This window comes from Ruegeria sp. N11 (assembly GCF_056531525.1).
The window spans coordinates 107,322-130,203 of sequence record NZ_JBQFLX010000007.1 but is presented as its reverse complement, the minus strand read 5'-3'; the positions used below and the strand labels follow the sequence as shown (position 1 = coordinate 130,203).

Here is a 22,882-nt window from a genome sequence, read left to right as displayed (position 1 = left end):
TAGCTTTGGTTAATTTTATTTACCAATTTCTCTTGCGCTCTGCAACGTATCTCTGGCAGCAAAAAAACCGCAGCTCGCAAAGGCGGGCTGCGGTTGACGCATGAGACGAGTTTTGTCGGCGGATCAGGCCGAATGTGCACCGTCCGCCAGTGACCGGACGAAGCTCAGGATCTGGCCGACCGGCTTTCCCTCGGCAATCTGGCTGACAATGGCTGAACCGACCACGGCGCCATCAGCTATGCTTGCGATTGCCTTCGACTTTTCGGGTGTATTGATGCCAAAGCCCACGATAACCGGCAGATCGGTCTCCGACTTGATCCGAGCTACCTCCGGGCCGACATTGGTGGCCTGCGCCTCGGCAGCGCCGGTGATGCCGGTGATCGAGACGTAATACACAAAGCCCGATGTATTCTGAAGGACGCGGGGCAGGCGCTTATCGTCGGTTGTGGGCGTTGCAAGCCGGATAAAGTTCAGGCCGGCGGCCTGCGCGGGCAGGCACAGTTCGGCATCCTCTTCCGGGGGCAGGTCTACAACGATCAGGCCATCGATTCCGGCGGATTTAGCCTCGGCCAGAAAGTCGTCGACACCTCGGCTGTAGATCGGGTTGTAATATCCCATCAGGACAATCGGGGTCGTATCATCTGTTTCACGGAAAGCCCGCGCCAGATCCAGAGTGCGCTGCAGGGTCATTCCCCCGTCCAGCGCGCGCTGGCCTGCAGCCTGAATCGTAGGGCCATCAGCCATCGGGTCCGTGAAAGGCAGGCCCAGTTCGATCACGTCGACACCGGCGCCCGGCAGACCTTTCACGATCTCAAGCGAGGTGTCGAAATCGGGATCCCCGGCCATGACGTAGGAAACAAAGGCCTTCCTGCCTTCGGCCTTGAGGGCGGCGAACTTGGCGTCGATACGGGTCATCTTCTGTCCTTGCATTCAGGTTTGAACCTGATGTGCAGAAACTTTGCCCGGAAATCAATCCCGCCAAGGCTGAATGGTTCAGAACGCGTAATGATATCTGACCAGGGCCGAGTTGACACCCGGGTTGTCGTCATGGGTGCTGGCGTTGGATTTGTGGGTAATCGCGAAGGACAGTTTGTTGCCATTGTTCAACGTATATCCAAGGCCAACAAGGCTGCGGATCTGGAACTCTCCGCCCAGATCGTTCAACGAGTCGCCTTCGGAAAAGTACCCTGGCATGACGCTGCCTTCGACGAACCATCGGTCGGCGAAGGTGTAGAACCCGATCAACCCGATCCCGATATGAACATCACCAGCCGTATCCACCGTCAGGGCGCTGCCCCAGGTGGCGGACACGCGGGTGGCTTCATAAAAGGGGCGGTGCTGGTACTCGAGCGAGAAAGCGGCTTCATCGTCTGCGTCGCTGTCGGAGAAATCCGAATACCCAGCGCCAAAGATGATGGTTTGAGCGTACGCTGCTGGAGCGGCCATTATCAGCACAAGGGCTGCAACAAAACTCTTCATAACTGTTGATCACTATCTGGTTGTTTGCAACGTCTTACATGGTGAGCTTAGAGCGCAGGATTCAATGCCGGCAATATCACGGATGTCGAACGATTTCGTGATGTTGCATTTTGGACCGGGCCGCCATCTTTCGCTCTGGCTTGCGCATTGACCCGGACCTGCATAGAAGCACCCCTCGAATGGCATCAGGAGACCGTCATGGGCTTTAAAATGGGAATCGTGGGTTTGCCGAATGTGGGTAAGTCGACCCTCTTCAACGCGCTGACCAAAACCGCGGCTGCACAGGCGGCGAATTTCCCGTTCTGCACGATCGAACCCAACGTGGGTGATGTGGCCGTGCCCGATGATCGGCTGGACAAGCTGGCGGCGATTGCAAGCTCGAAACAGATCATCCCGACGCGGATGACGTTCGTTGACATCGCCGGTCTGGTTAAGGGAGCCTCGAAAGGCGAGGGGCTTGGAAACCAGTTTCTGGCCAACATTCGGGAAACCGACGCCATTGCCCATGTGCTGCGCTGTTTCGAAGACGGAGATGTGACCCATGTGGATGGCCGTGTCGATCCGGTAGCTGATGCGGACACGATTGAGACCGAGCTGATGCTGGCCGATCTGGAAAGCATCGAAAAGCGCCGCGCCAATCTGGTGCGCAAGCTGAAAGGCAGTGACAAAGAGGCACAGCAACAGGACCGCTTGCTGGCCCAAGCGCAAGCGATGCTGGAAAGCGGCAAGCCCGCGCGTCTGGTTGAAGTGTCAGACGAAGATGCCAAGGCCTGGAAGATGCTGCAACTGCTGACCACCAAGCCGGTGCTCTATGTTTGCAACGTGTCCGAAGAAGAAGCTGCCGAAGGTAATGAGTACTCGGCGAAGGTGGCCGAAATGGCCGCTGCTCAGGGTAATGCTCACGTTATCATCAGCGCCAAGATCGAAGAAGAGATCAGCCTGCTGGAAGCGGACGAAGCCCAGATGTTCCTTGAAGAGATGGGCCTGGAAGAACCCGGTCTCGATCGTCTGATCCGAGCAGGTTACGACCTGCTGAAACTGGAAACCTATTTCACCGTCGGCCCGAAAGAGGCCCGCGCCTGGACCATCCGCACCGGCACCGCCGCGCCGCAGGCCGCTGGCGTGATCCATGGGGATTTCGAAAAGGGCTTCATCCGCGCCGAGACCATCGCCTATGACGACTACATCGCTGCCAATGGCGAACAGGGTGCGAAAGAAGCAGGCAAGATGCGGGCCGAGGGCAAGGGCTACATCGTCAAGGACGGCGATGTGATGCACTTTTTGTTTAATACTTAGCGCCTGATCATTGACACTGCGCAAGGCGGAAATTTCGGATGCGTCCAGGATCGCGGCAATCTCGATTGAGGTGTGGATCGGTACCTACCTCAAGCGCGGGGTGAATTCGAAATTTGCCGACTTTGCTTTGCAGGAATTCACGCCGTCCAAAATCGGACAGCTTATCCGCGACCCGAATGAGTTCATTCTGGTGTCTGACAATGATGAGGGGATCGACGGGTTCATCCGCCTGTCATCGGAGCGCAACGCGCCTATTGTCGGCTGGTCGGGCATGGAAATCTCGACCTTCTACGTTCAGCCGCGCCATCATGGGAAAGGCATAGGTAAACATTTGCTGAAAGCGGCGCTCCAGTGCTGCCATGACCATAGGGCCGGTCTGGTCTGGCTGACGACAAACGCAGAAAACGACCCGGCCATTGCGTTTTACCTTGCTCAGGGGTTTGAACAGATCGGCGAGACCTTATTCCATATTGGGGATGAGGGATATTTGAACAACGTTTACGCCCTGCGCCTGAGCTGAGGTTTTCATCAGGCTCTTTCCCCTGTTGAAAATACCGCTAATCTGGGCCTCTCTCCAGACTTTGGGCGCCGCCACATGATCGAAATCCGCGACCTGCAATTGCTCAGCGCTCTGGCGCGGCAACGCCATTTCGCCAAGGCGGCCGAGGAATGTGGGATTTCTCAACCCGCGTTTTCCATGCGCATCCGCAATCTCGAAGATCGGCTGGGCGTTTCAATTGTCCGCCGGGCCAACCGGTTTCAGGGCCTGACCGAAGAGGGCGAGATGATCGTCCGCCGCGCGCGGCGTATCCTCGATGACGCCAAGGCGCTGGAACAGCAGGTGCTGGCCGCGCGGGGTGAGATTACGGGCACGTTGATTCTGGGCGTGATCCCAACCGCGATTGCCTTTACGGGACGGCTGGTCAAGCGACTGCATCAGGCGCATCCACGTGTTGTCACACGGATCGAAACCATGTCGGCCTCGGCCATTCAGCACCGGCTGGACGAAGGCAGTCTGGATGCAGGCATCACCTATGGCGACAGTATCGGCACTGACTTACGGCAGGTGCAGCCGCTTTATGAAGAAACCTATGTGCTGCTGGTCCCGTCCCACATGACCGAGGAAACCGGCCCTATTCCATGGGCTCGGGTGGCTGAATTTCCGATCAGCCTTCTGGAGCCGCAGATGCAGAACCGACGTATTCTAGACCGGATTTTCGCCGAACAGGGCCTGCATCCCCACGTCGTCGCCGAAACCAGTGGCTTTACCGCATCGATGGTGATGGCGCGCGAGGGGCTGGCAGCTACGGTTGTTCCTCGCGTTCTGATCCGGGCGTTGGGTGATCTGAAGGGAACCAAAGTGCTGCCCTTGGTCGATCCCGTTGTCAGCAAACCGATTTGTCTGGCGACCCTCAGTCGTGACCCGGAATTGCCAACGGTCGAGGCTTTGCGTGCCGTAGTGACGTCTTTACGGTGATAAACTGTCGTTATCGTGCGATTGAATTTGGCGATTTGACGATATGCTATTCTGATGAGACACGGAGCCTCAATCGGAGGGCATCATGGCACCATTAGACACCAAGCCATCAGGCGCACCCAAGGGCGTCTGGAAGTCAGGTAAAGGCAAAGGGCGGCACACGCCCAAAGGCCGTCAGTTCACGGATGAGGCGCAGGCGGAAATTCATCGCCTGCTGGGCGACCGCTCGCGCCGCCGCGACCTGCTGATCGAATTTCTGCATTTGATTCAGGACGAACACGGCCATATCAGCGCCGATCACATTGCCGCGCTTGCAGTTGAGATGCGGATCGGACAGGCCGAGATTTATGAGACGGCGACCTTCTACGCCCATTTCGACGTTGTGAAAGAAGGCGAGACCCCTCCGCCTGCGCTCACGATCCGTGTCTGTGATTCTCTGTCCTGCGAAATGGCCGGTGCCCAGCTGCTGCAGAAGGCGCTGGAAGACGGTCTGGACCCGGCAGAGGTGCGTGTGGTGCGTGCGCCTTGTATGGGCCGTTGTGATACCGCTCCGGTACTTGAGATTGGCCACAACCATATCGACCATGCGACCCCCGAAAAGGTGCAGGCTGCGATTGCTGTGGGCGACACTCACGCCCATCTGCCCGACTATGAGACCTTTGCCGCCTATGAGGCCAATGGCGGCTACGCCAAGCTGAAAGAGCTGCGCGACGGTGGTGACTGGGAGAAGGTGCAGGAAGACATCCTGTCCTCGGGCCTGCGCGGCCTGGGTGGTGCTGGCTTCCCATCCGGCAAAAAGTGGGGCTTTGTTCGAATGAACGAGGGCACACGCTATCTGGCCGTGAACGGCGACGAGGGCGAACCCGGCACCTTCAAGGACCGCTACTATCTGGAGCGTGCGCCGCATGTCTTTCTTGAGGGCATGCTGATCGCCGCCTGGGCGGTCGAGGCCGAGACCTGCTTTATCTACATGCGCGACGAGTATCCGGCGGTACTGGAAATCCTGGCCCGCGAGATTGCCGCGCTGGAACAGGCCGGGATCGTCGAAACAGGCTATATCGATCTTCGCCGCGGTGCTGGCGCATACATCTGCGGTGAAGAATCCGCGATGATCGAGTCGATTGAGGGCAAGAAGGGCCTGCCGCGTCACCGTCCTCCGTTCGTGGCGCAGGTTGGGGTCTTTAACCGCCCAACGCTCGTGCACAATGTTGAGACGCTCTATTGGGTCTCGAAGATCTGCCGCGAGGGGCCGCAGATTCTGAATTCAGTTGAAAAGAATGGCCGCAAGGGCTTGCGCAGCTATTCGGTCTCGGGCCGGGTTGCGAAGCCGGGTGTTTACCTGCTGCCCGCGGGTTCGACCATTCTTGACGTGATTGATGCCGCCGGCGGCATGGCCGAAGGTCATGCGTTCAAGGCGTATCAACCGGGCGGGCCGTCGTCAGGTCTTCTCCCCTCCAGTATCGACGACGTCCCGCTCGACTTTGACACACTGCAGCCGCTGGGCACCTTCATCGGGTCTGCCGCTGTGGTGGTTCTGTCCGATCAGGACACTGCGCGCGATGCGGCACTGAACATGCTGCGGTTTTTCGAAGACGAAAGCTGCGGTCAGTGTACGCCCTGCCGGGCCGGCTGTGAAAAGGCGGTGAAGTTGATGCAGGCCGACAAGTGGGATCAGGACCTGCTCGAAGATCTGTGCCAGGTCATGGGCGACGCGTCCATCTGCGGTCTGGGGCAAGCGGCCCCGAACCCGATCCGCCTGGTCATGAAACATTTCGCTGACGAAATCTGAGGGAGACAGAGCCATGCTTGATGCAAGCCCAAACAAGACCGTCACCTTCAACCTGAACGGCGAAGACGTCACCGTGCCCGAGGGCTGGACCATCTGGGAAGCCGCCAAGGGGCAGGGATTCACTATCCCGCACCTGTGCCACAAGCCGCAGCCAGGCTATCGTCCGGACGGCAACTGCCGCGCCTGTATGGTCGAGGTGGAAGGCGAGCGCACTCTGGTCGCCTCGTGCATCCGTCCCGCAGCGGACGGTATGGTGGTCAAGACCGACAGCGAACGTGCCGAGAAGTCACGCGCCATGGTCATGGAACTGCTGGTGGCCGACCAGCCCGAGGAAGCGCACGATACCTCCAGCCATTTCTGGGACATGGCCAAGCTGAACGATGTCAGCGACAGCCGTTTCCCTGCGAAAGAGGCCGAGAAAATCCCGCTGCTGGATGACAGCCACGTTGCGATGCGCGTCAATCTGGACGCCTGCATCAACTGCAACCTCTGCGTCCGGGCCTGTCGCGAAGTGCAGGTGAATGACGTGATCGGCATGGCCGGTCGTGGCCATACGGCGCAGGTAGTGTTCGATCAGAACGACCCGATGGGCGCGTCGACCTGTGTGGCGTGTGGCGAATGCGTTCAGGCCTGCCCAACCGGGGCGCTGATGCCCGCGACCGTGCTGGACGATCAGCAGCACGGCGACAGTAAAGACTACGATAGCGAAACCGAAAGCGTCTGCCCGTTCTGCGGTGTGGGCTGTAAAGTCTCGCTGAAGGTCAAGGACGGTAAGGTCAAGTATGTCGAGGGCATCAACGGCCCGGCAAACGAAGGCCGTTTGTGCGTCAAAGGGCGGTTCGGCTTTGACTACATCCACCACCCGCACCGTCTGACCAAGCCGCTGATCCGCCGCGAAGACGCCCCCGAGAAGGGCCTGAACGTCGATCCCGGCGATCTAAGTACCCATTTCCGCGAAGCGACTTGGGAAGAGGCGATGGATCTTGCCGCCACCAAGTTGAAGGCGCTTCGCGACGAAGACCCGCGCAGCGTTGCAGGCTTTGGTTCGGCCAAATGCACCAATGAAGAAGCCTATCTGTTCCAGAAATTCATCCGCCAGGGTTTCAAACACAACAACGTCGACCACTGCACCCGATTGTGCCACGCGTCCTCCGTTGCGGCGCTGATCGAGAATGTTGGTTCAGGTGCTGTGACCGCGACCTTCAACGAGATCGAAAACGCGGATGTGGCGATCATCATCGGTTCGAACCCGATCGAGAACCACCCGGTTGCGGCAACCTACTTCAAGCAGTTCGCCAAGCGCGGCGGCAAGCTGATCGTGATGGACCCGCGCGGCGTTGGTATGCGCAAGTTCGCAGACGAAATGCTGCAGTTCCGTCCGGGTGCTGATGTTTCGATGCTGAACGCGATCATGAACGTGATCGTCGAGGAAGAGCTGTATGACAGCCAGTACATCCACCGCTGGACCGAGAACTGGGAAGCCGAGAAAGAGCATTTGCGCCAGTTCACGCCCGAGGCGATGTCGCCGATTTGCGGCATCGAGCCCGATCAGCTGCGCCGTGTCGCGCGCACCTTTGCGCAGGCCAAGGCCGGCCTGATCTTCTGGGGCATGGGCGTCAGCCAGCACATCCACGGCACAGACAACTCTCGCTGCCTGATCTCGTTGGCTCTGATGACCGGCAACGTCGGTAAACCCGGCGCGGGTCTGCACCCGCTGCGCGGTCAGAACAACGTGCAGGGTGCATCCGATGCGGGCCTGATCCCGATGTTCCTGCCGGATTACCAGACCGTGACGGACGATGGCATTCGCGCCAAGTTCAACGAGGTCTGGAACTCGGACGACTTCTCGAACGAGAAGGGCCTGACCGTTACCGAGATCATCGACCAGATTTATGCGCGCAACATCAAGGGCATGTATATTCTGGGCGAAAACCCGGCCATGTCCGACCCGGATGTGAATCACGCGCGTGACGCGCTGGCCAAGCTGGACCTGATGATCGTGCAGGACATCTTCCTGACCGAAACGGCGAACTATGCTGACATCATCCTGCCCGCCTCGGCGCTGTATGAAAAGAACGGCACTGTGTCGAACACCAACCGTCAGGTGCAGCGGGTGCGGCCTGCTGTGACACCTCCGGGCGAGGCGCGCGAGGACTGGAAGATCACCGTCGATCTGGCGCAGCGGATCGGGCTGAACTGGGATTACACGGACGTGTCTCAGGTGTTCCATGAAATGAAGCTGACCATGGCGTCGCTTGACAACATCACGTGGGAGAGGCTTGAGACCGAAACCATCACCTATCCGTCGCTCAGCGAGACCGATCCGGGGCAGGCGATTGTGTTCGGTGACGGATTCCCGCGCGCGGATGGCCGAGCCCGGTTCACTCCGGCCAGCGTCATCCCGCCGGATGAAGCGCCGGATGACGAGTACCCGATGATCGCCACCACCGGCCGTCAGTTGGAACACTGGCACACCGGGTCGATGACCCGCCGTTCTAATGTTCTCGACGCTGTTGAGCCGGAAGCGAACTGTTCGATGAACCCCCGCACGCTCAAGCTGATGGGGATCGAACCGGGTGAGATGATCCGGCTGACCACCCGGCGCGGGACGATAGACATCATGGTTCGAGCCGATCGGGCGATCGCTGAAGACATGGTCTTCATTCCGTTTGCCTATGTCGAAGCGGCGGCGAACATTCTGACCAACTCGGCGATCGACCCCTATGGGAAAATCCCCGAGTTTAAATTCTCGGCCATTCGCGTTGAAAAGATCGGGGATGCCATCGCAGCGGAGTAGGCGCCGCGCACGACAAAAATTCAGGGGCGGTTCTGATCAGAGCCGCCCTTTCGCGTTTCACACCATCCTGTGCCGGTCATGCCTGTCCAAAACTGTGCAGCGTCAGTTGCGCCTCAACGCGCCGCATTCGCCAGAGAGCTAGGCAGGCAGACAAAAAACGCGCTTTGGTACAGGACAAAACAATCTTACACACCTGTCCCGATGGTTCTGGAACCGCAACTGGCCCTAGTAGTCGCGTTCGAAAAAGACACCCAAACCTGTTTCACCACGCCCGTCGACCGTGCCACGCACGGTGAAACTGTCGGTGACATCCAGATTCAGGTTCACTTCGGTGTCGCCTTCAGTGTTGACCGTGAAATCAGTGTAGAGGTTGTCGCTCAGATAAGCACCTGCGCCCAGACGGCCCGCACCGCCCTCCGAGGCGCCAATATCGACGGTATCCACGCCCGTCGCATCGCGCAGCCCTTTGGTTGCGTCCCCGCCTGCACCGCTGAGTTGCGCCAGCGACGCCGCCATTTGCGCGATCACAAAGGGTGAAAGTTCGGAAAAGCGATTGCCGAACAACAATATCGCCAGGGCCTCTTCCGCAGGGCGTTCAGGGTCGGAAAATATGTCGACCTGAGGCGCATCCAATGGCCCCGCAATTTCAATCGTGGCGGTGCCGTCCGATGTGCTGGTTGAGGATTCGAACTCGATATAGGGTGTCAGATCGCCCTGAAGTGTCACGACACCCTTGGTCAGCGCCAGCCTGCGCCCCAGAATGTCGAAGTTGCCCCGGATCAGCTCAATCTGACCGGACGGCACGATGGATGCCGTGGTTCCACCGATATTGATTCTGCCCCCAAGTTCAGCGTTTACACCGCGGCCGCGCACAAACACGGCTTTGGGGGCCAGCAGGCTGACGTCCAGCGCAATCCGGGAATCGCTTTTGGCTTTGTCCCCGGTCACGACTAGCTGCGCGCGTTCCCGGGTCAGGAAACCGGCCGCGCTTTCGTTCACATGCGTGATGTTGGGGATGGGTGCCGCGCCCACCGCGCCGGATGCTGCGGCGAGGTTGATGTTGGTCTCGTCGAATGTGATCTGCCCGGCGATCGAGCTGTTGCCCGCCAAAGCGCCGGTCATGGCGATCTGGCCGTTCAGCGTCGTTTCATATAGCAGCCTGTCAGTCAGCACGAGGCTGTTGAGAACGGTCGTGATGTTGGCATTGAAGGGTGGCGTCAGGTCTATTGGGCCGTTGACCGTAAAGGACCCGCCAGCCTGCATCCCGCCGTTCAGCGCGACGGTAGCGCGGCTTTGCGCCAGGTCGACCGAACCGCTGATCCCCGTCACGGTCTGTCCAGCCGCGGGAATGGCCAGAGCTGTACCGGAGGTTGTAACCGTTCCGCTTAAGGCCGCCAGTGACGGCGCGCCGTTCAAAGCAAGATCAAACCGCGCCTGACCATCGATCTTGTTGGGTGTGATAAACACATTGGCGATGCCCAGGTTCAAACCACCTTGCGCGGTCAGGTCGGCCTGACCGGTGGTCTCGCTAAATGTCCCCGAGACATCGCCGCTGATTTCCGCAGGTCCATCGGCCTTGGCGCTGACGGTCCAGACGCCGTTGTCGCGTTTTGCCGTACCCTTGGCCGCAATAGTCCCCGGAAACTCGGGCACAAACCGCTCGATTTTGTTGAATCGCGCGTCAAATTCCAGATCGGCGTTTCCGTCCAGTCCAACATTGCCGTCCAGACTGGCATAGGAGCTGTCAGGGCCTTGCAGGCTGACGGTGCCTTCCAGACCTGATCCATCGGGTGCTACATTGCCGGTCAGGGTCAAAGGACCGGAAAGGGTATTCGCCAACCTGGCCAGATCATCCAGTCTGACGTTGAAGGTCAGCCCCCCGTTTTCGCGGTTTAGTTCACCGGACGCGTCCGCGGACAAGGCCGTTCCCTGCAGACGGAATGCCCGGATATCGACGGTTTCCTCGGTTTTCTCGGCGTCCACCGTCAAAGTCGTGCGGCCCTGAATCAGTTTGTCCAGCGCTTCGATGCCGGTCTGGATGTCGCGTGCATCCAGATCGCCCTTGATGTCAAAAGTCCGGTTGGCCAGCGCGGCGGTCCCATTGGCGTCGGCCCGCACCGAACCCGCCAGATCGCGTTTGGCCAGGCCGGAGAACAGCGACAGATCCGGCGCGTTCAATTGCGCCTGTCCGTCAACGGACAGATCCCCTGTCGGATCCTGCACAATCGCCGAGACCTGCGCGTTCAGTGCGGTGCCGTTTACCGTGGCGTTACGGATATCAATTTTGTCGGCGGTCCGGGCGCCATCCCACTCAATAGTGGTCCGACCGGTCAAAAGCGGGTCGATGTCCGAAAGTCCGGTTGTGATGTCTTGTCCGATTACGCTGGCCGTTCCGTCAAACTCCAGCGTTTGCGCGGTTCCCTGACCGTCGAGGGTGGCCTGAACTGCGCCGCTCAGTTCGCGCTTTGCCAGACCCGAAAAGACGGAAAGATCCTGCGCGTTGACGCTGGCCTGACCGTCGATGGTCAGGTTTCCGTTCGGTGTCGTGACCTCACCGCTCGCAGCCGCCTGCAAGGTTTCGCCGTTTACTGTGAGGTCACGGATGGTGACGCCGTCCGTGTCGCGCTTTGCATCCACCAGAATGGTCGTTTCGCCGGCAATCACCGGATCGATATCGTCCCGGCCCGTCAACAGATCGCGGGCCTCGACGTTCAGCTTGCCGTCAAAGCTGCCTTCCAGCGGTGATCCGTTTCCCTCGACCCGGGCCGAGACCTGTCCGCCCAGATCAAGCTTGGCCAGTTCCGAGAACCGGGACAGGTCCGTTGCGTCCAGGGTCGCCGTTCCGTCAATCGTCAGACCGCCGGCCAAACCGCTTATCAATGCGTCTGCCCCAAGCGTATAGTCTGAACCCACCAGTTCCACACCCGACAGGGTCAACGACTGATCGCTGCCGTAGCTGAACAATCCGTCCAGTGTGATGCGATCGCCCAGTGCCGCGTTCAGCCCGGCATCGGCCAGATCGATCCCGTCCAGCGCGGCTTGAATGTCACCTTCGAATTGTAAGGATGCACCTTGTTCCAGTGTTCCCTGGCCGGTGATCTGTGCCCGCTGCAACCCGATTTGCGGCGATTTGAAAGCGTTGGTTGTCAGGCTCAAATCCCAGAGGTTGCCGTTCTTCTGATCGAACAGCGCTGAAATCTGAGCCGCTTCGATAGATGTTTGACCGCCTGAGACTGGCAGCACGACAGTTTCGCCATCCGGTGGAGTTATCCGCCCTTGCAGGGCCGCCAGTTGCAGTACACCGCCAGGGGCAAGCTGCAGCTCTCCCTTCAGCTTCAGCGCCTGCGAGGAAAACTCGAGATCGGAAATGTCCAGCGCGCCGTCCGGCTGCGTCCGGCCATCGACAAACAGACGCGTGTCAGGGCCAAAGAACGTGTCCATGTTTTGCGCCAGAAATGGCGTCAGGTCGCCTTTCAGATCGGTTGTAAAGGCGATGCCGTCACTTGACGCGCCACCTGCCTCCGTGGCCGACCGCAACCGGACCTGTCCTGCGACACGCTGCTGGTTGTCACTGCTCAGGCCGATATCCGCTGTGAAATCCGTAAGGGGACCTGACCCGGTGGCGGTCAGACCGATCGGTGGGCTGTCGGGTATCTTCAGCGCCGTCGAGATCAGCCCGCCCGAATCCTCGACCACTTTCAGGTCCAGACGGATTTCACTGCTCGCGTTCTCAAACCCGGCGGACAGGCTGATCTGGTCGCCGGCCTGGTCCAGTCGCGTGACATCCAGTTTGGTATCCAGCGTGCCGTCTGCCAGCGACAGATTTCCGTTCACGGCGAGCTCGGCCGCGACCCCGATCAGGGGTTGGCCCAGCGACAGCTCGTCTACCCGGATTTCGCTGATTTGGATGGCAACGGGCAATTCAGGCAGCTGAAACGGCTTGGTTTCAGCCGAAGGCGCGGGGGTGTCCTTGGTGGTTGCCCCAGGCGCGCGGGCGATGTCGATTTCCTGCGCAGTCAGGGCGTTGACCGAAAAACGGCCGCGGATCAATGCAAGCCGGTTCCAGTCCAGCACTGCATCCTTGATGGTCAGCCAGACGCCTTCGTCATCGGCCACGGTGATTTCTTCGATGGTCGCCCGTGAACTCAGCGCGCCCTGAAGGCCCTTGACCCGGACGTTCTGGTCGTCGCCGGACAAGGTGTCCTGCAGGAAATTCTCCAGCATGCTGCCGCCGCCATCTTCCTGCGCGGTCACGGGCGATGTGATCAGCACCGCGCCGATCAGCACCGGATATGAAAGCCGCCGGATCAAAATGCCTGTCCAATCCCGATATAGAACTGCAACCCGCTGCCGGTGTCGCCCTGAACCGGCCATGCCAGATCAACGCGCAACGGGCCGAACCCACCTAGATCGTATCTGGCACCGATACCGGCACCGGCATGATACTCGGCACCGCTGCCGATGAAGGATGACGTGTCGACCGTGCCATAGTCGTAGAACCCGACCAGAGACAGTGAGTCGGTGACCTTGCCGCGTACCTCTCCGGACAGGCCGAGAAAGGACTTGCCGCCCGCCACGCCGGTTCCCACCGGGATGCCGAGGCTTTCAAAAGGTTGTCCGCGCACGGTTCCCGCGCCGCCCGAGAAGAACAGAAAATCCGGTGTCACCCCGTCCGGTGACGGCCCCAGAACCGACCCCAGCTGCACGCGGCCGGCCAGCACCAGCCTGCCGCCGGTTCCGAAACTGGTATAGCCGCGCCCGTCCACAAAAATGCGCAGGCCGGACTCGGTCTCGGACAGTCCGGCAAAAGGCATGGCATTCGCATCAAGATAGAACCCCCGCGTGGCGCTGACCTTGCTGTCGCGCTGGTCCCATTCCGACCGGAAGGGGAGGATGAAATACCTGAATTTGCGCCCGGAGCCGTAGGCATCATCCGCATCCGAATACTGGAACCCTGCTGATGCCTCGGCATAAAGCTGGTCCGAGAAGGTGCGCCTCGCACCATATGCCACTGAGGCCACGGTAACGTTGTAGTTTTCGGTGTCGCGCCGCTCCAGCAGGGCGCTCCAAAAGGTGCTGTCGTCGGGGCCCAGCCTGTCTGGCTGATCCAGTCGCAGGCCAATCCGCCCATCGATATTCTCGGCCCCGCCAATGTTGCGGATCGCGGCCTCGAACCTCAGCCGCTGCGCGCGCCTGAACACATTTCGATGGGTCCATGTCGCGGTCAGATCAAGACCATCGCGCGAGGCAAGCTCGCCCCCGAGTGTTATGCGACGCGGGGGCAGATCCTCGAACGTGGCATCAAAATCCAGCGAGCCATCAGGGTTGGGTTTTTCCCGCTCCTTGATCGAGACAACATTGAACGTCCCGGTGCGGCGCAGACGGGTTCCGACTTTCTGAACTTTTTGCGGGGAGTAGACTTCGCCCGTGGGAAATCCAGCGATCTTTTCTATCGATCTGTGCCGCACGGTGGTGTCGCCGTCGATGAACATCCTTCCGAATGTCAGGCGCGGGCCGGGCGCCAGATCGATCTCGGCATCCAGCTTGGATTGTTTGTGCCGGGCGACGACCTTTTGTCCAGCAACGTCCGCCTTTGCGTGCCCAGCGTCTTTCCATGCCTGAACACCTGTGGACGTGGCCTGCTGGATCGCGCCTGTTGTCGCACGTTTGCCGGTGGCAAATTCCTGCGGCAATACGGTCAGCGGGGCCAACGGCTGCACAAGCGCTGTTCCGAATGTAAAGACCGGGCCCGTGTTCACAGTGATGACAGCGCGCTTGATCTGGCTTGGAACGCTCAGCGAACTGAGATCGGCCGCTTCCTGTCCATCCAGTTTGATGCTGACGACCGGGCTGAAATACCCCTCGTCATACAGGATCTGGACGATGGTGCGGTAATCCGAAAGAGCCGCGGACAGAATTTCCAGCGGAGTGTCCAGCCCGCGCGATTTGGCTGTTGTTACCGAAGAGTTTTCCTTGAGGCGGTCCACCACTTCTTTCGGCGCTCCGGGCGCCGTCAACGTGGTTTCCAGCGCCGCCAATGTGGTCGGCGCGATGGCCACGACAACGCCAAACAGCCAGCACTTAAGAATGGCGCGCGGCCTTCTTCCCTGCATCAAATGGCTCCAACTGCCCCAACTCGAAATCACTTTGGCCGCCTTGTACGGTTCGGCGGCTGTTCGACTTCATGTTAGACCATCTGATGGGGTGCAGGAAAAGGGAAATGACGTGCGAATTGCGATTTGTGGCAATCTTTTGTGGGGTCAAAGACCCGCATTGCGGAACCAGCGGATCAGGGCGTCGCGGTCCTCGGGCTCCATGAAGGTGACATTTGCAGGCGGCATCGCATGACTGACGCCTGCCTGCAGATAGATCTGCTTTGCGTTTCTTGCGATGTCGCCTTCGGTTTCCAATAGCACGCCCTTGGGTGCCCACAGGATACCCTCCCAGACCGGTTCGCGAGCGTGGCACATGGAGCAGCGGCCCAGCACGATGTCATGCGCCTCTTCGAACCCGTCTGCGGCGGCGAATTTTTGTTCATAAGGCGTCAGCGGCTGCGCTTCGGCCTCTTCCAGCGGCTTGTACATCGGCGCGGTCGACAGCCACATGATGGCGATGAACAGCAGGGCGGTGACCAGCCAGGTCCAGGTCGGATTACCGGCACGGGCATGGCGGGTGTTGAAATAGTGCCGGATGGTGACACCCATCAGAAAGACCAGCGCCGCGATGATCCAGTTGTATTCGGTCGCAAAGGCCAGCGGATAGTGATTCGACAGCATCAGGAACACGACCGGCAGCGTCAGGTAGTTGTTGTGCGTGGACCGCAGCTTGGCGATTTTGCCGTATTTCGGGTCCGGTGTGCGCCCGTTCTTCAGGTCATCCACCACGATGCGCTGGTTGGGCATGATTATGAAGAACACGTTCGCCGTCATGATTGTGGCCGTGAAGGCCCCCAGATGCAGCATCATTGCACGGCCGGTGAAGATCTGGTTGTACCCCCAACCCATTGCCACCAGCAGCACGAACAGCAGTACCATCAAAAGGGTGGGGCGTTCGCCAAGACCTGATTTGCACAGGTAGTCATAGGCCAGCCAGCCCACGGTCAGCGAGGCGGCCGAGATCAAAATCCCCTGCCACAGCGCCAGATCGGCCTTTTGCGCGTCGATCAGATACAACTCGCCGCCGACCCAATAGACGATCATCAAAAGCGCCGCCCCGCTGAGCCAGGTCGCATAGCTTTCCCATTTGAACCAGGTCAGGTGGTCCGGCATCCGCTCGGGCGCGACCAGGTATTTCTGAATGTGGTAGAAGCCACCACCATGCACCTGCCATTCCTCGCCATCGGCGGGGCCGGGGATGTCGCGGTTCAGCCCAAGATCCAACGCTATGAAATAAAAGGATGATCCGATCCACGCGATGGCAGTGATCACGTGCAGCCAGCGCACAGCAAAGGCTATCCAGTCCCAGAACACGGCGAGGTCATACATGCAAGAAGTCTCCGATTGCTTGCCGTCACACTAGGCAAAAGGGATTTTCTTCGGTATTCCCGTATATTGTCAAACTGTATCAAAAAAATCGATAAGATGTCCTATCTCGAGAACATCCGTACCTTTGTCCGTGTCTATGATCTGGGCAGCATGTCCGCTGCGGGTCGAGACCTGCGGATCTCCCCTGCCGTAACCTCGGCCCGGATTTCGCAGCTTGAGGATCATCTGGGCGTGCGTCTGTTTCAACGCACCACGCGAAACCTCAGTCCGACCGAACAGGGTCGCGCCTTTTATCCCGGCGCGGTCGCGGTTCTGGATGCGGTGGATGAGGCCGAGGCGCAGGTTGTCCATCTGACCGAAGCGCCAAGGGGATCGCTATTCGTTGCGGCGCCGTTGGGGGTTGGCCGCCGGTTGCTGGCTCCGCATGTGCCTGATTTTCTGTCTGAATACCCGGAGATTGACGTGCGCCTGCGGCTGACGGACAGGTCGGTTGATCTGACCACCGAGGGCCTGGATCTGGCATTTTTCATTGGCCAGCCAGAGGACAGCACCCTGCGGATCAGAAAGATCGCGGATTGCCAGCGGGTTCTATGCGCCGCGCCGGATTACGTGGAACGCAGGGGCATGCCGCAGACCGGCGCGGACCTGGTTTCGGACAAGCATGAATGTCTGAACCTTCGTTTCCCCGGCGCGACAGAGTTCCAATGGCTGCTGGAAACACCCGAGGGCCCGAAGCGATACGCTGTATCAGGTCGCTTCGAATGCGATGACGGCGATGTTTTGACCGATTGGGCGTTGTCCGGGCAGGGGATTGCGATGAAACCCGCCTTTGAAGTGGCGGAGCATCTGAAAGCGGGCCGTTTGGTGGCCGTTGCGACGCAGACGCCGCCGGTGCCTGTGCAGATGGCATGCCTCTATACCCATCGCCGCCATCAGGACCCCAAGGCGCGGTTGTTTATGGATTTCATGATCTCGCGTATCGGTAAGGTCGTGCGCAGCTCGCAAGCGAAGGGTTGAGCCGAAGCTCCCGCCGCCGTTTGCGCCTTGCAGGCGCGGCACAGCGTTGGGCCCGGCGCCGCGGCAAGGCCGCGGCGCGGTTGCGACCCCTATCAAGTCGGGTAACAGTTTTTCAGGGCTAATCCGCGCTGCACCTGCAAGGGGCAGTGCCCGGCCCAACGGAAGACGGCCCTGAAAGGGTCGACGACGGCTGGGAGGCGCGCGGAAAGCGGTCAGCTTCCCCGGTAGGTCGAATACCCGTAGGGGGAAAGCAGCAGCGGTACGTGATAATGTGCCTCGGCATCGGACATGCCGAACCGAATGGGAACCTGGTCCAGAAACAGCGGATCCTCTGCCGCCTGCCCGGTTGCGCGCAGGTAGTCACCGGCAAAAAAGATCAGCTCGTAAGTTCCGGTTTCAAAGTCTTCCTGCGGCAGGATGGGGCTGTTGGTGCGCCCGTCGGAATTTGTCTCCATCTCGACCAGTTTGCGATGGGAGTTTCCCGACACCTGATACAGTGCAATTTTCAGACCTTCCGCCGGGCACCCGCGCGCCGTGTCCAGAACATGGGTTGTCAGGTAGCCTGCCACAGTGATCTCCTTTGACTGTTTCATCGGGTTTGCCACAGTGTGGCGCAAACATCAAAATGGTGGAAATGCCGAAACAACCGGAAACAGCGTTCGGATTGATTTGATAATCGGATACGAATTTTTAGGCTATTGCATTAATCAGGAAGTTAAACCCGGAACGGAAGACGACATGCAGCCCCCTCGTTACCCCCGCGATATGATCGGATACGGAGCCACCCCGCCCAATGCCAATTGGCCCGGTGGTGCAAGGATCGCGGTGCAGATTGTGCTCAACTACGAAGAGGGCGGCGAGAACTGCGTATTGCACGGCGACAGCGCGTCCGAGGCCTTCCTGTCCGAGATCGTCGGCGCTGCGCAATGGCCAGGGCAACGTCACTGGAACATGGAATCGATCTATGAATACGGATCACGGGCCGGGTTCTGGCGCTTGCACCGATTGATGAAAGATTTGCCGATCACGGTTTACGGGGTCGCCACCGCACTGGCCCGCTCACCCGATCAGGTGGCCGCGATGAAGTCGGCCGGGTGGGAAATCGCGAGCCACGGATTGAAATGGGTGGAACACAAGGACATGCCCGAGGCCGAGGAACGGGCCCAGATTGCCGAAGCCGTGCGCCTGCATACCGAAGTCGTGGGCGAGCGCCCGCGCGGCTGGTACACCGGTCGGTGTTCGGAAAACACAGTTAGGCTGGCGGCAGAAGAAGGCGTGATGGCCTATGTCGCGGATACCTATGCCGATGACCTGCCGTACTGGGTTCGGTTCGGTGATCGGCATCAGTTGATTGTGCCTTACACTCTGGACTGCAACGATATGCGCTTTGCAACGCCGCAAGGGTTCAATTCAGGCGACCAGTTCTTCTCCTACCTCAAGGACAGCTTTGATGCGCTCTACGCCGAAGGCGGGGCCGGGGCGCCAAAAATGCTGTCGATTGGCCTGCATTGCCGGTTGATCGGGCGTCCGGGTCGGGTGATGGCCCTTAAACGGTTCCTGGATTACGCGCGCGGGTTTTCGGATGTGTGGTTCGCCACGCGCCTGCAGATCGCAGAACACTGGGCCGCGCATTACCCACCCATACCGCGCGCAAGGCCGACCGAGTTGAGCCGGGAGGACTTTGTGGCCAGCTATGGCGGCATTTTCGAACACTCAGCCTGGATCGCCGAGCGCGCTTTTGATCTGGAACTGGGTCCGGCGCATGACACGGCGGGCGGCCTGCACAATGCCCTGGCCCGCATGTTCCGCTCGGCCACTGAAACGGAAAGGCTTGGCGTGCTGACAGCGCATCCCGATCTCGCGGGCAAGCTTGCGCAGGCCAAGCGTCTGACCCAGGAAAGCACGACCGAGCAGGCCTCGGCCGGGCTGGATGCGTTGACCGACGATGAACGTGCGACTTTCACGGATCTGAATCAGACCTACACGGACAAATTCGGATTTCCGTTCATCATCGCGGTTCGGGATCACGACAAGGCATCGATTCTGGAAGCGTTCAAACGGCGGATCGGGCAGGACCGGGACACTGAATTTGCGGAAGCCTGTCGACAAGTCGAACGGATCGCCGAATTCCGCCTGCGGGATGTGCTGCCGTCATGAGCAATCGGATCAGTGTTCAGCCGCTGACCGCTGATGCGTTTGCCCCATACGGCGATGTGATCGACGTTGCGGGTGAGCCGGACAAGATCATAAATCAGGGCCAATGTGGTCGGTATCATGACCGGGCAACTCTGGATTTTGCCGCAGGGCGCGCCGGGATCAGCCTGTTTAACGCCAATCCACGGGCACTGCCCTATACGTTCGACATGGTCGAACGGCACCCCGAGGGCAGTCAGGCCTTTATCCCGATGACCCGCCAGCCCTTTCTGGTGATCGTCGCGCCGGACGCGGATGGCAAGCCCGGGCGACCGCTGGCTTTTGTGACCCGGCCGGGGCAGGCGGTGAATTACCATCGCGGCACCTGGCACGGGGTCCTGACGCCGCTCCACGCCCCCGGCCTGTTTGCCGTCGTCGACAGGATCGGCGCAGGCGCAAATCTTGAAGAATTCTGGTTCGACACGCCCTATCAGGTCGTGCCGTAGCCAGTTGAAGCCGCAGGATAAGCGGTAAGACCCCCATGAAATCTGACAGGGAGGACAGTACTCATGGCCGACACTTCGATCGGTACGCCCGAACAGCTTCGGGATCCGAACTATACACCCGCATTACACAAGGCGGTTCCCCTTGGGATACAGCACGTTCTGGCGATGTTCGTGTCCAATGTGACGCCCGCGATCATCGTCGCGGGCGCGGCGGGATTCGGATTTGGATCAAACTCGCCCGATTTCCCGGAGCTACTTTATCTGATCCAGATGTCCATGCTGTTTGCCGGGGTCGCAACCCTGCTGCAGACGGTGACACTTGGTCCGGTCGGGGCGGCCTTGCCCATCGTTCAGGGAACAAGCTTTGCCTTTCTGCCCATCATGATCCCGCTTGTGGCCGGTAAGGGCGTCGATGGGCTGGCTGCCCTGTTCGGCGGCGTTCTGATCGGTGGCCTGTTTCACGCCAGCCTCGGGGCGGTGATCGGCAAGATCCGGTTTGCGCTGCCGCCTCTGGTGACGGGGCTGGTCGTAACCATGATCGGTCTGGCGCTGGTCAAGGTAGGTATTCAATACGCGGCTGGCGGCGTTCCGGCGATTGGCACGCCGGAGTACGGCTCGGCCCTGAACTGGTCGGCGGCTCTGGTCGTGATCTTCGTGACCCTTGCGCTCAAGTTCTTTACGCGCGGGATGCTGTCGGTTTCGGCGGTGCTGATCGGTCTGGCTGCCGGCTACGTATACGCGCTGATGGTTGGCATGGTGACATTTGAGGCAATCGGTTCAAGCTGGAGCCGCGCCTCGGCCTTCGCATTGCCGATGCCGTTCAAATACGGGTTCGAGTTTTCGTTCGCTGCCGTGATCGGGTTCTGTCTGATGGCCTTTGTTTCGGCCATCGAAACCGTGGGCGATGTGTCCGGTGTGACCAAGGGCGGTGCCGGGCGTGAAGCCACCGACAAGGAGATTGCCGGTGCAACCTATGCGGATGGTTTTGGCTCGGCGGTTGCCGGAGTGTTCGGCGGACTGCCCAACACGTCGTTCAGCCAGAATGTCGGGCTGATCGCCATGACCGGCGTCATGAGCCGAAATGTCGTGACCATCGGTGCGCTGTTTCTGATCCTGTGCGGACTGGTCCCCAAAGTCGGGGCCATCATCCGCACCGTTCCGATCGAAGTGCTGGGCGGCGGTGTGATCGTCATGTTCGGGATGGTTGTGGCCGCCGGTATATCCATGTTGTCCGATGTGGACTGGAACCGGCGCAACATGGTGATCTTTGCCATCTCGTTGTCCATCGGGTTTGGGCTGCAATTGGAACCGGATGCGGTCCAGCACTTGCCGGAAACTTTGGGCATCTTGATGAAAAGTGGGCTTTTGCCTGCTGCGGTCATCGCAATTGCGCTGAATCTGATCCTGCCCGAAGAACTGGCGGAAGAGGCCACCGAAGAGGTGTCAGGCGGAATGGCCGGGCATGGCTCGGGCAGCTTGCCCCACGACTGATCCGTGAATCGCAGCCCGCCGTTTGGCGGGCTGCGTCTTCAGCTTGCCGCCATCAGGCGCGCGACATCCAGCATTCGGGCCGAAAAGCCCCATTCGTTATCATACCAGCCAAACACCCGGACCTGTCTGTTTCCCACCATGCGAGTTTCAGGGCCCGCGATCACAAGCGACTCGGGTCGCGTGCGCAGATCGGATGAGACCAGAGGCAGGTCCGTCCAGCCCAAAACAGGCGAGTTTTCGGCCGCTGCGCGCAGCTTGGCGTCAATCACCTCGGGGCTCATCTCGTTTTCCAGGGTCACGATCAGGTCTACGGCCGAAACGCTGGCGGTGGGTACGCGCACCGCGGCGCCCGAGATGCGACCGGCCAAATGAGGCATGACTTCGTCAATCAGATGCGTGGCACTGGTTGTGGTTGGAACCATGGACAGCGCACCCGCACGCGAGCGCGCAAGATCGCCGCGCGGCGCGTCCACCATCGGCTGGCTGTTTGTGTAGCAATGGATCGTTGTCATATGGGCCGCGGTGATGCCGCCGATCCCATCCAATACCCGCACCAGCGGAGCCAGCCCGTTGGTGGTACAGGATGCGTTCGAAACGATCCGGGCATTGCCCAGTTGATCTTCGTTTGCGCCCAGTACGATGGTGACTTCGGTTGCGGGCGAGGGGCCCGAGATCAGCACCTTGCTGGCACCGGCAGTCAATCCTCGGCTGGCCACATCGGACGTGCGTGCGATACCTGTGCAGTCCAGCAGGACGTCGACCCCGGATAGATCCACACGGGTCAGATCCTCGCTGTGGGTCATCGGAACCCGGTGCCCGTCCACGATCAGGGTGTCACCTTCGGCCAGGACCGTTCCGGCGTAAGGGCCAAATGTACTGTCGTATTTGAACAGATAGGCGCAGGTCTCAAGCGGTGCGATATCGTTGATCAGCACCAGCTCGACATTGCTGTCTTCCGGCAAGGCCAGAACCTGCCGCAGAATTGTGCGGCCGATACGGCCGAATCCGTTGATCGCAAGTTTCATGGGCAAGCTATGGCAGGCTGACCGGGCGATCTCAATGCCCGTTTCGATACCGTTCTAACCGCAGGAGACCTGCGAGAAAAACTGGCCCGAGATGTTCTGATACATGCTTGAACGGATAACCTTGCAACCCGTGGCCTGCTGGATCGCCGCTATGGCTTGTATCGTCCGCAGGCGCGGCGGCGGACCGAAGGGGTTCAGATTGTTGTTGTCCCGTGTGGCGCGGTAAATGACCGGAGCGTCTGAAACCTGTGTCACAGCCCATGTACGGCTCATGACAAATACGGATTTGGTTTCTTCCCTGGCCGCAACAGGTGCGGCATCGAACGCCGTCAGGCCGATAACGGCCGCAAGCGCAAACATCGTTCCGCGAAAAAACATGGCGCAATCT

At 59.9% G+C, this 22,882-nt stretch carries 17 protein-coding genes; 9 read left to right on the top strand and 8 right to left on the bottom strand.

The features are described from left to right. Nucleotides 1–123: 123 nt before the first annotated feature. A complete protein-coding gene (gene trpA, locus ACR0J8_RS09520; RefSeq protein ID WP_170678260.1) occupies nt 124–915 on the bottom strand; it encodes a tryptophan synthase subunit alpha in 792 nt (263 codons plus the stop codon). A gap of 78 nt (nt 916–993) precedes the next feature. Continuing rightward, the gene (locus ACR0J8_RS09515) at nt 994–1,479 is read right to left on the bottom strand and encodes an acyloxyacyl hydrolase (RefSeq protein WP_321251394.1); all 486 of its coding nucleotides are present in this window, start codon (nt 1,477–1,479) and stop codon (nt 994–996) included. Nucleotides 1,480–1,677: 198 nt separating this feature from the next. Between ACR0J8_RS09515 and ychF the strand changes: the two genes are divergently transcribed. From ychF to fdhF, 5 genes are all read left to right on the top strand, one after another. Then, nucleotides 1,678–2,775: a redox-regulated ATPase YchF gene (ychF, locus tag ACR0J8_RS09510; protein WP_321251396.1), complete on the top strand. Its 1,098-nt coding sequence runs from the start codon at nt 1,678–1,680 to the stop codon at nt 2,773–2,775. A 10-nt stretch (nt 2,776–2,785) separates the two neighbouring features. Beyond that, nucleotides 2,786–3,295 (top strand): N-acetyltransferase family protein, encoded by a 510-nt coding sequence (locus ACR0J8_RS09505; RefSeq protein ID WP_480889851.1) that lies wholly within the window; start codon nt 2,786–2,788, stop codon nt 3,293–3,295. 75 nt (nt 3,296–3,370) lie between these two features. Next, the gene (locus ACR0J8_RS09500) at nt 3,371–4,252 is read left to right on the top strand and encodes a LysR family transcriptional regulator (RefSeq protein ID WP_480889848.1); all 882 of its coding nucleotides are present in this window, start codon (nt 3,371–3,373) and stop codon (nt 4,250–4,252) included. 85 nt (nt 4,253–4,337) lie between these two features. Further along, nucleotides 4,338–6,041 carry an NAD(P)H-dependent oxidoreductase subunit E gene (locus ACR0J8_RS09495; protein WP_480524880.1) on the top strand — a complete coding sequence of 568 codons (1,704 nt, stop codon included), beginning with the start codon at nt 4,338–4,340 and terminating at the stop codon, nt 6,039–6,041. Nucleotides 6,042–6,054: 13 nt separating this feature from the next. Next, the gene (gene fdhF / locus ACR0J8_RS09490; RefSeq protein ID WP_480524878.1) at nt 6,055–8,838 is read left to right on the top strand and encodes a formate dehydrogenase subunit alpha; all 2,784 of its coding nucleotides are present in this window, start codon (nt 6,055–6,057) and stop codon (nt 8,836–8,838) included. A 225-nt stretch (nt 8,839–9,063) separates the two neighbouring features. Here the strand turns inward: fdhF and ACR0J8_RS09485 are convergent, their stop codons facing one another. The 3 genes from ACR0J8_RS09485 to ACR0J8_RS09475 all read right to left on the bottom strand — a co-directional run bounded on the left by ACR0J8_RS09485 (nt 9,064) and on the right by ACR0J8_RS09475 (nt 16,322). Next, the gene (locus ACR0J8_RS09485) at nt 9,064–13,149 is read right to left on the bottom strand and encodes a translocation/assembly module TamB domain-containing protein (protein WP_480889845.1); all 4,086 of its coding nucleotides are present in this window, start codon (nt 13,147–13,149) and stop codon (nt 9,064–9,066) included. Continuing rightward, nucleotides 13,146–14,951, bottom strand: a complete 1,806-nt coding sequence (locus tag ACR0J8_RS09480; RefSeq protein ID WP_480524875.1) for an autotransporter assembly complex protein TamA — start codon at nt 14,949–14,951, stop codon at nt 13,146–13,148. The genes ACR0J8_RS09485 and ACR0J8_RS09480 overlap by 4 nt, the downstream gene beginning before the upstream one ends. 147 nt (nt 14,952–15,098) lie before the next feature. After that, nucleotides 15,099–16,322 carry a urate hydroxylase PuuD gene (locus ACR0J8_RS09475; RefSeq protein ID WP_480524873.1) on the bottom strand — a complete coding sequence of 408 codons (1,224 nt, stop codon included), beginning with the start codon at nt 16,320–16,322 and terminating at the stop codon, nt 15,099–15,101. A 96-nt stretch (nt 16,323–16,418) separates the two neighbouring features. Here ACR0J8_RS09475 and ACR0J8_RS09470 point away from each other — a divergent pair, with 96 nt between their 5' ends. Then, nucleotides 16,419–17,339, top strand: a complete 921-nt coding sequence (locus ACR0J8_RS09470) for a LysR family transcriptional regulator (protein WP_480524872.1) — start codon at nt 16,419–16,421, stop codon at nt 17,337–17,339. Nucleotides 17,340–17,551: 212 nt separating this feature from the next. Here ACR0J8_RS09470 and uraH read toward each other — a convergent pair whose 3' ends face one another. Continuing rightward, a complete protein-coding gene (gene uraH, locus ACR0J8_RS09465; protein ID WP_170678585.1) occupies nt 17,552–17,908 on the bottom strand; it encodes a hydroxyisourate hydrolase in 357 nt (118 codons plus the stop codon). A 169-nt stretch (nt 17,909–18,077) separates the two neighbouring features. Between uraH and puuE the strand changes: the two genes are divergently transcribed. The 3 genes from puuE (at nt 18,078) to ACR0J8_RS09450 (ending at nt 21,469) form a co-directional block, all read left to right on the top strand. After that, complete coding sequence (gene puuE, locus ACR0J8_RS09460; protein ID WP_480524870.1) at nt 18,078–19,496, top strand: allantoinase PuuE; 1,419 nt, start codon at nt 18,078–18,080, stop codon at nt 19,494–19,496. Beyond that, a complete protein-coding gene (locus ACR0J8_RS09455; RefSeq protein WP_480524868.1) occupies nt 19,493–19,978 on the top strand; it encodes an ureidoglycolate lyase in 486 nt (161 codons plus the stop codon). Before puuE ends, ACR0J8_RS09455 begins: the two co-directional genes overlap by 4 nt. Nucleotides 19,979–20,041: 63 nt before the next feature. Continuing rightward, nucleotides 20,042–21,469, top strand: a complete 1,428-nt coding sequence (locus ACR0J8_RS09450) for a nucleobase:cation symporter-2 family protein (protein ID WP_321251414.1) — start codon at nt 20,042–20,044, stop codon at nt 21,467–21,469. 38 nt (nt 21,470–21,507) lie between these two features. On the opposite strand, the gene ACR0J8_RS09445 is transcribed toward ACR0J8_RS09450, so the two are convergent. Both ACR0J8_RS09445 and ACR0J8_RS09440 read right to left on the bottom strand, forming a co-directional pair. Further along, a complete protein-coding gene (locus tag ACR0J8_RS09445; RefSeq protein WP_480524866.1) occupies nt 21,508–22,494 on the bottom strand; it encodes a type I glyceraldehyde-3-phosphate dehydrogenase in 987 nt (328 codons plus the stop codon). 54 nt (nt 22,495–22,548) lie between these two features. Further along, nucleotides 22,549–22,872, bottom strand: coding sequence for a hypothetical protein (locus tag ACR0J8_RS09440; RefSeq protein ID WP_480524864.1), 324 nt, complete (start codon nt 22,870–22,872; stop codon nt 22,549–22,551). Nucleotides 22,873–22,882 lie beyond the last annotated feature (10 nt).

Bases quoted from the DNA above. Each gene is read 5' to 3' on its own strand.
- puuE (WP_480524870.1), top strand. From the start codon at position 18,078: ATGCAGCCCCCTCGTTACCCCCGCGATATGATCGGATACGGAGCCACC.
- ACR0J8_RS09445 (WP_480524866.1), bottom strand. From the start codon at position 22,494: ATGAAACTTGCGATCAACGGATTCGGCCGTATCGGCCGCACAATTCTG.
- ACR0J8_RS09475 (WP_480524873.1), bottom strand. From the start codon at position 16,322: ATGTATGACCTCGCCGTGTTCTGGGACTGGATAGCCTTTGCTGTGCGC.
- ACR0J8_RS09495 (WP_480524880.1), top strand. From the start codon at position 4,338: ATGGCACCATTAGACACCAAGCCATCAGGCGCACCCAAGGGCGTCTGG.
- ACR0J8_RS09470 (WP_480524872.1), top strand. From the start codon at position 16,419: ATGTCCTATCTCGAGAACATCCGTACCTTTGTCCGTGTCTATGATCTG.
- ACR0J8_RS09500 (WP_480889848.1), top strand. From the start codon at position 3,371: ATGATCGAAATCCGCGACCTGCAATTGCTCAGCGCTCTGGCGCGGCAA.
- ACR0J8_RS09480 (WP_480524875.1), bottom strand. From the start codon at position 14,951: ATGCAGGGAAGAAGGCCGCGCGCCATTCTTAAGTGCTGGCTGTTTGGC.
- trpA (WP_170678260.1), bottom strand. From the start codon at position 915: ATGACCCGTATCGACGCCAAGTTCGCCGCCCTCAAGGCCGAAGGCAGG.
- ychF (WP_321251396.1), top strand. From the start codon at position 1,678: ATGGGCTTTAAAATGGGAATCGTGGGTTTGCCGAATGTGGGTAAGTCG.
- ACR0J8_RS09450 (WP_321251414.1), top strand. From the start codon at position 20,042: ATGGCCGACACTTCGATCGGTACGCCCGAACAGCTTCGGGATCCGAAC.
- fdhF (WP_480524878.1), top strand. From the start codon at position 6,055: ATGCTTGATGCAAGCCCAAACAAGACCGTCACCTTCAACCTGAACGGC.
- ACR0J8_RS09515 (WP_321251394.1), bottom strand. From the start codon at position 1,479: ATGAAGAGTTTTGTTGCAGCCCTTGTGCTGATAATGGCCGCTCCAGCA.
- ACR0J8_RS09455 (WP_480524868.1), top strand. From the start codon at position 19,493: ATGAGCAATCGGATCAGTGTTCAGCCGCTGACCGCTGATGCGTTTGCC.
- ACR0J8_RS09440 (WP_480524864.1), bottom strand. From the start codon at position 22,872: ATGTTTTTTCGCGGAACGATGTTTGCGCTTGCGGCCGTTATCGGCCTG.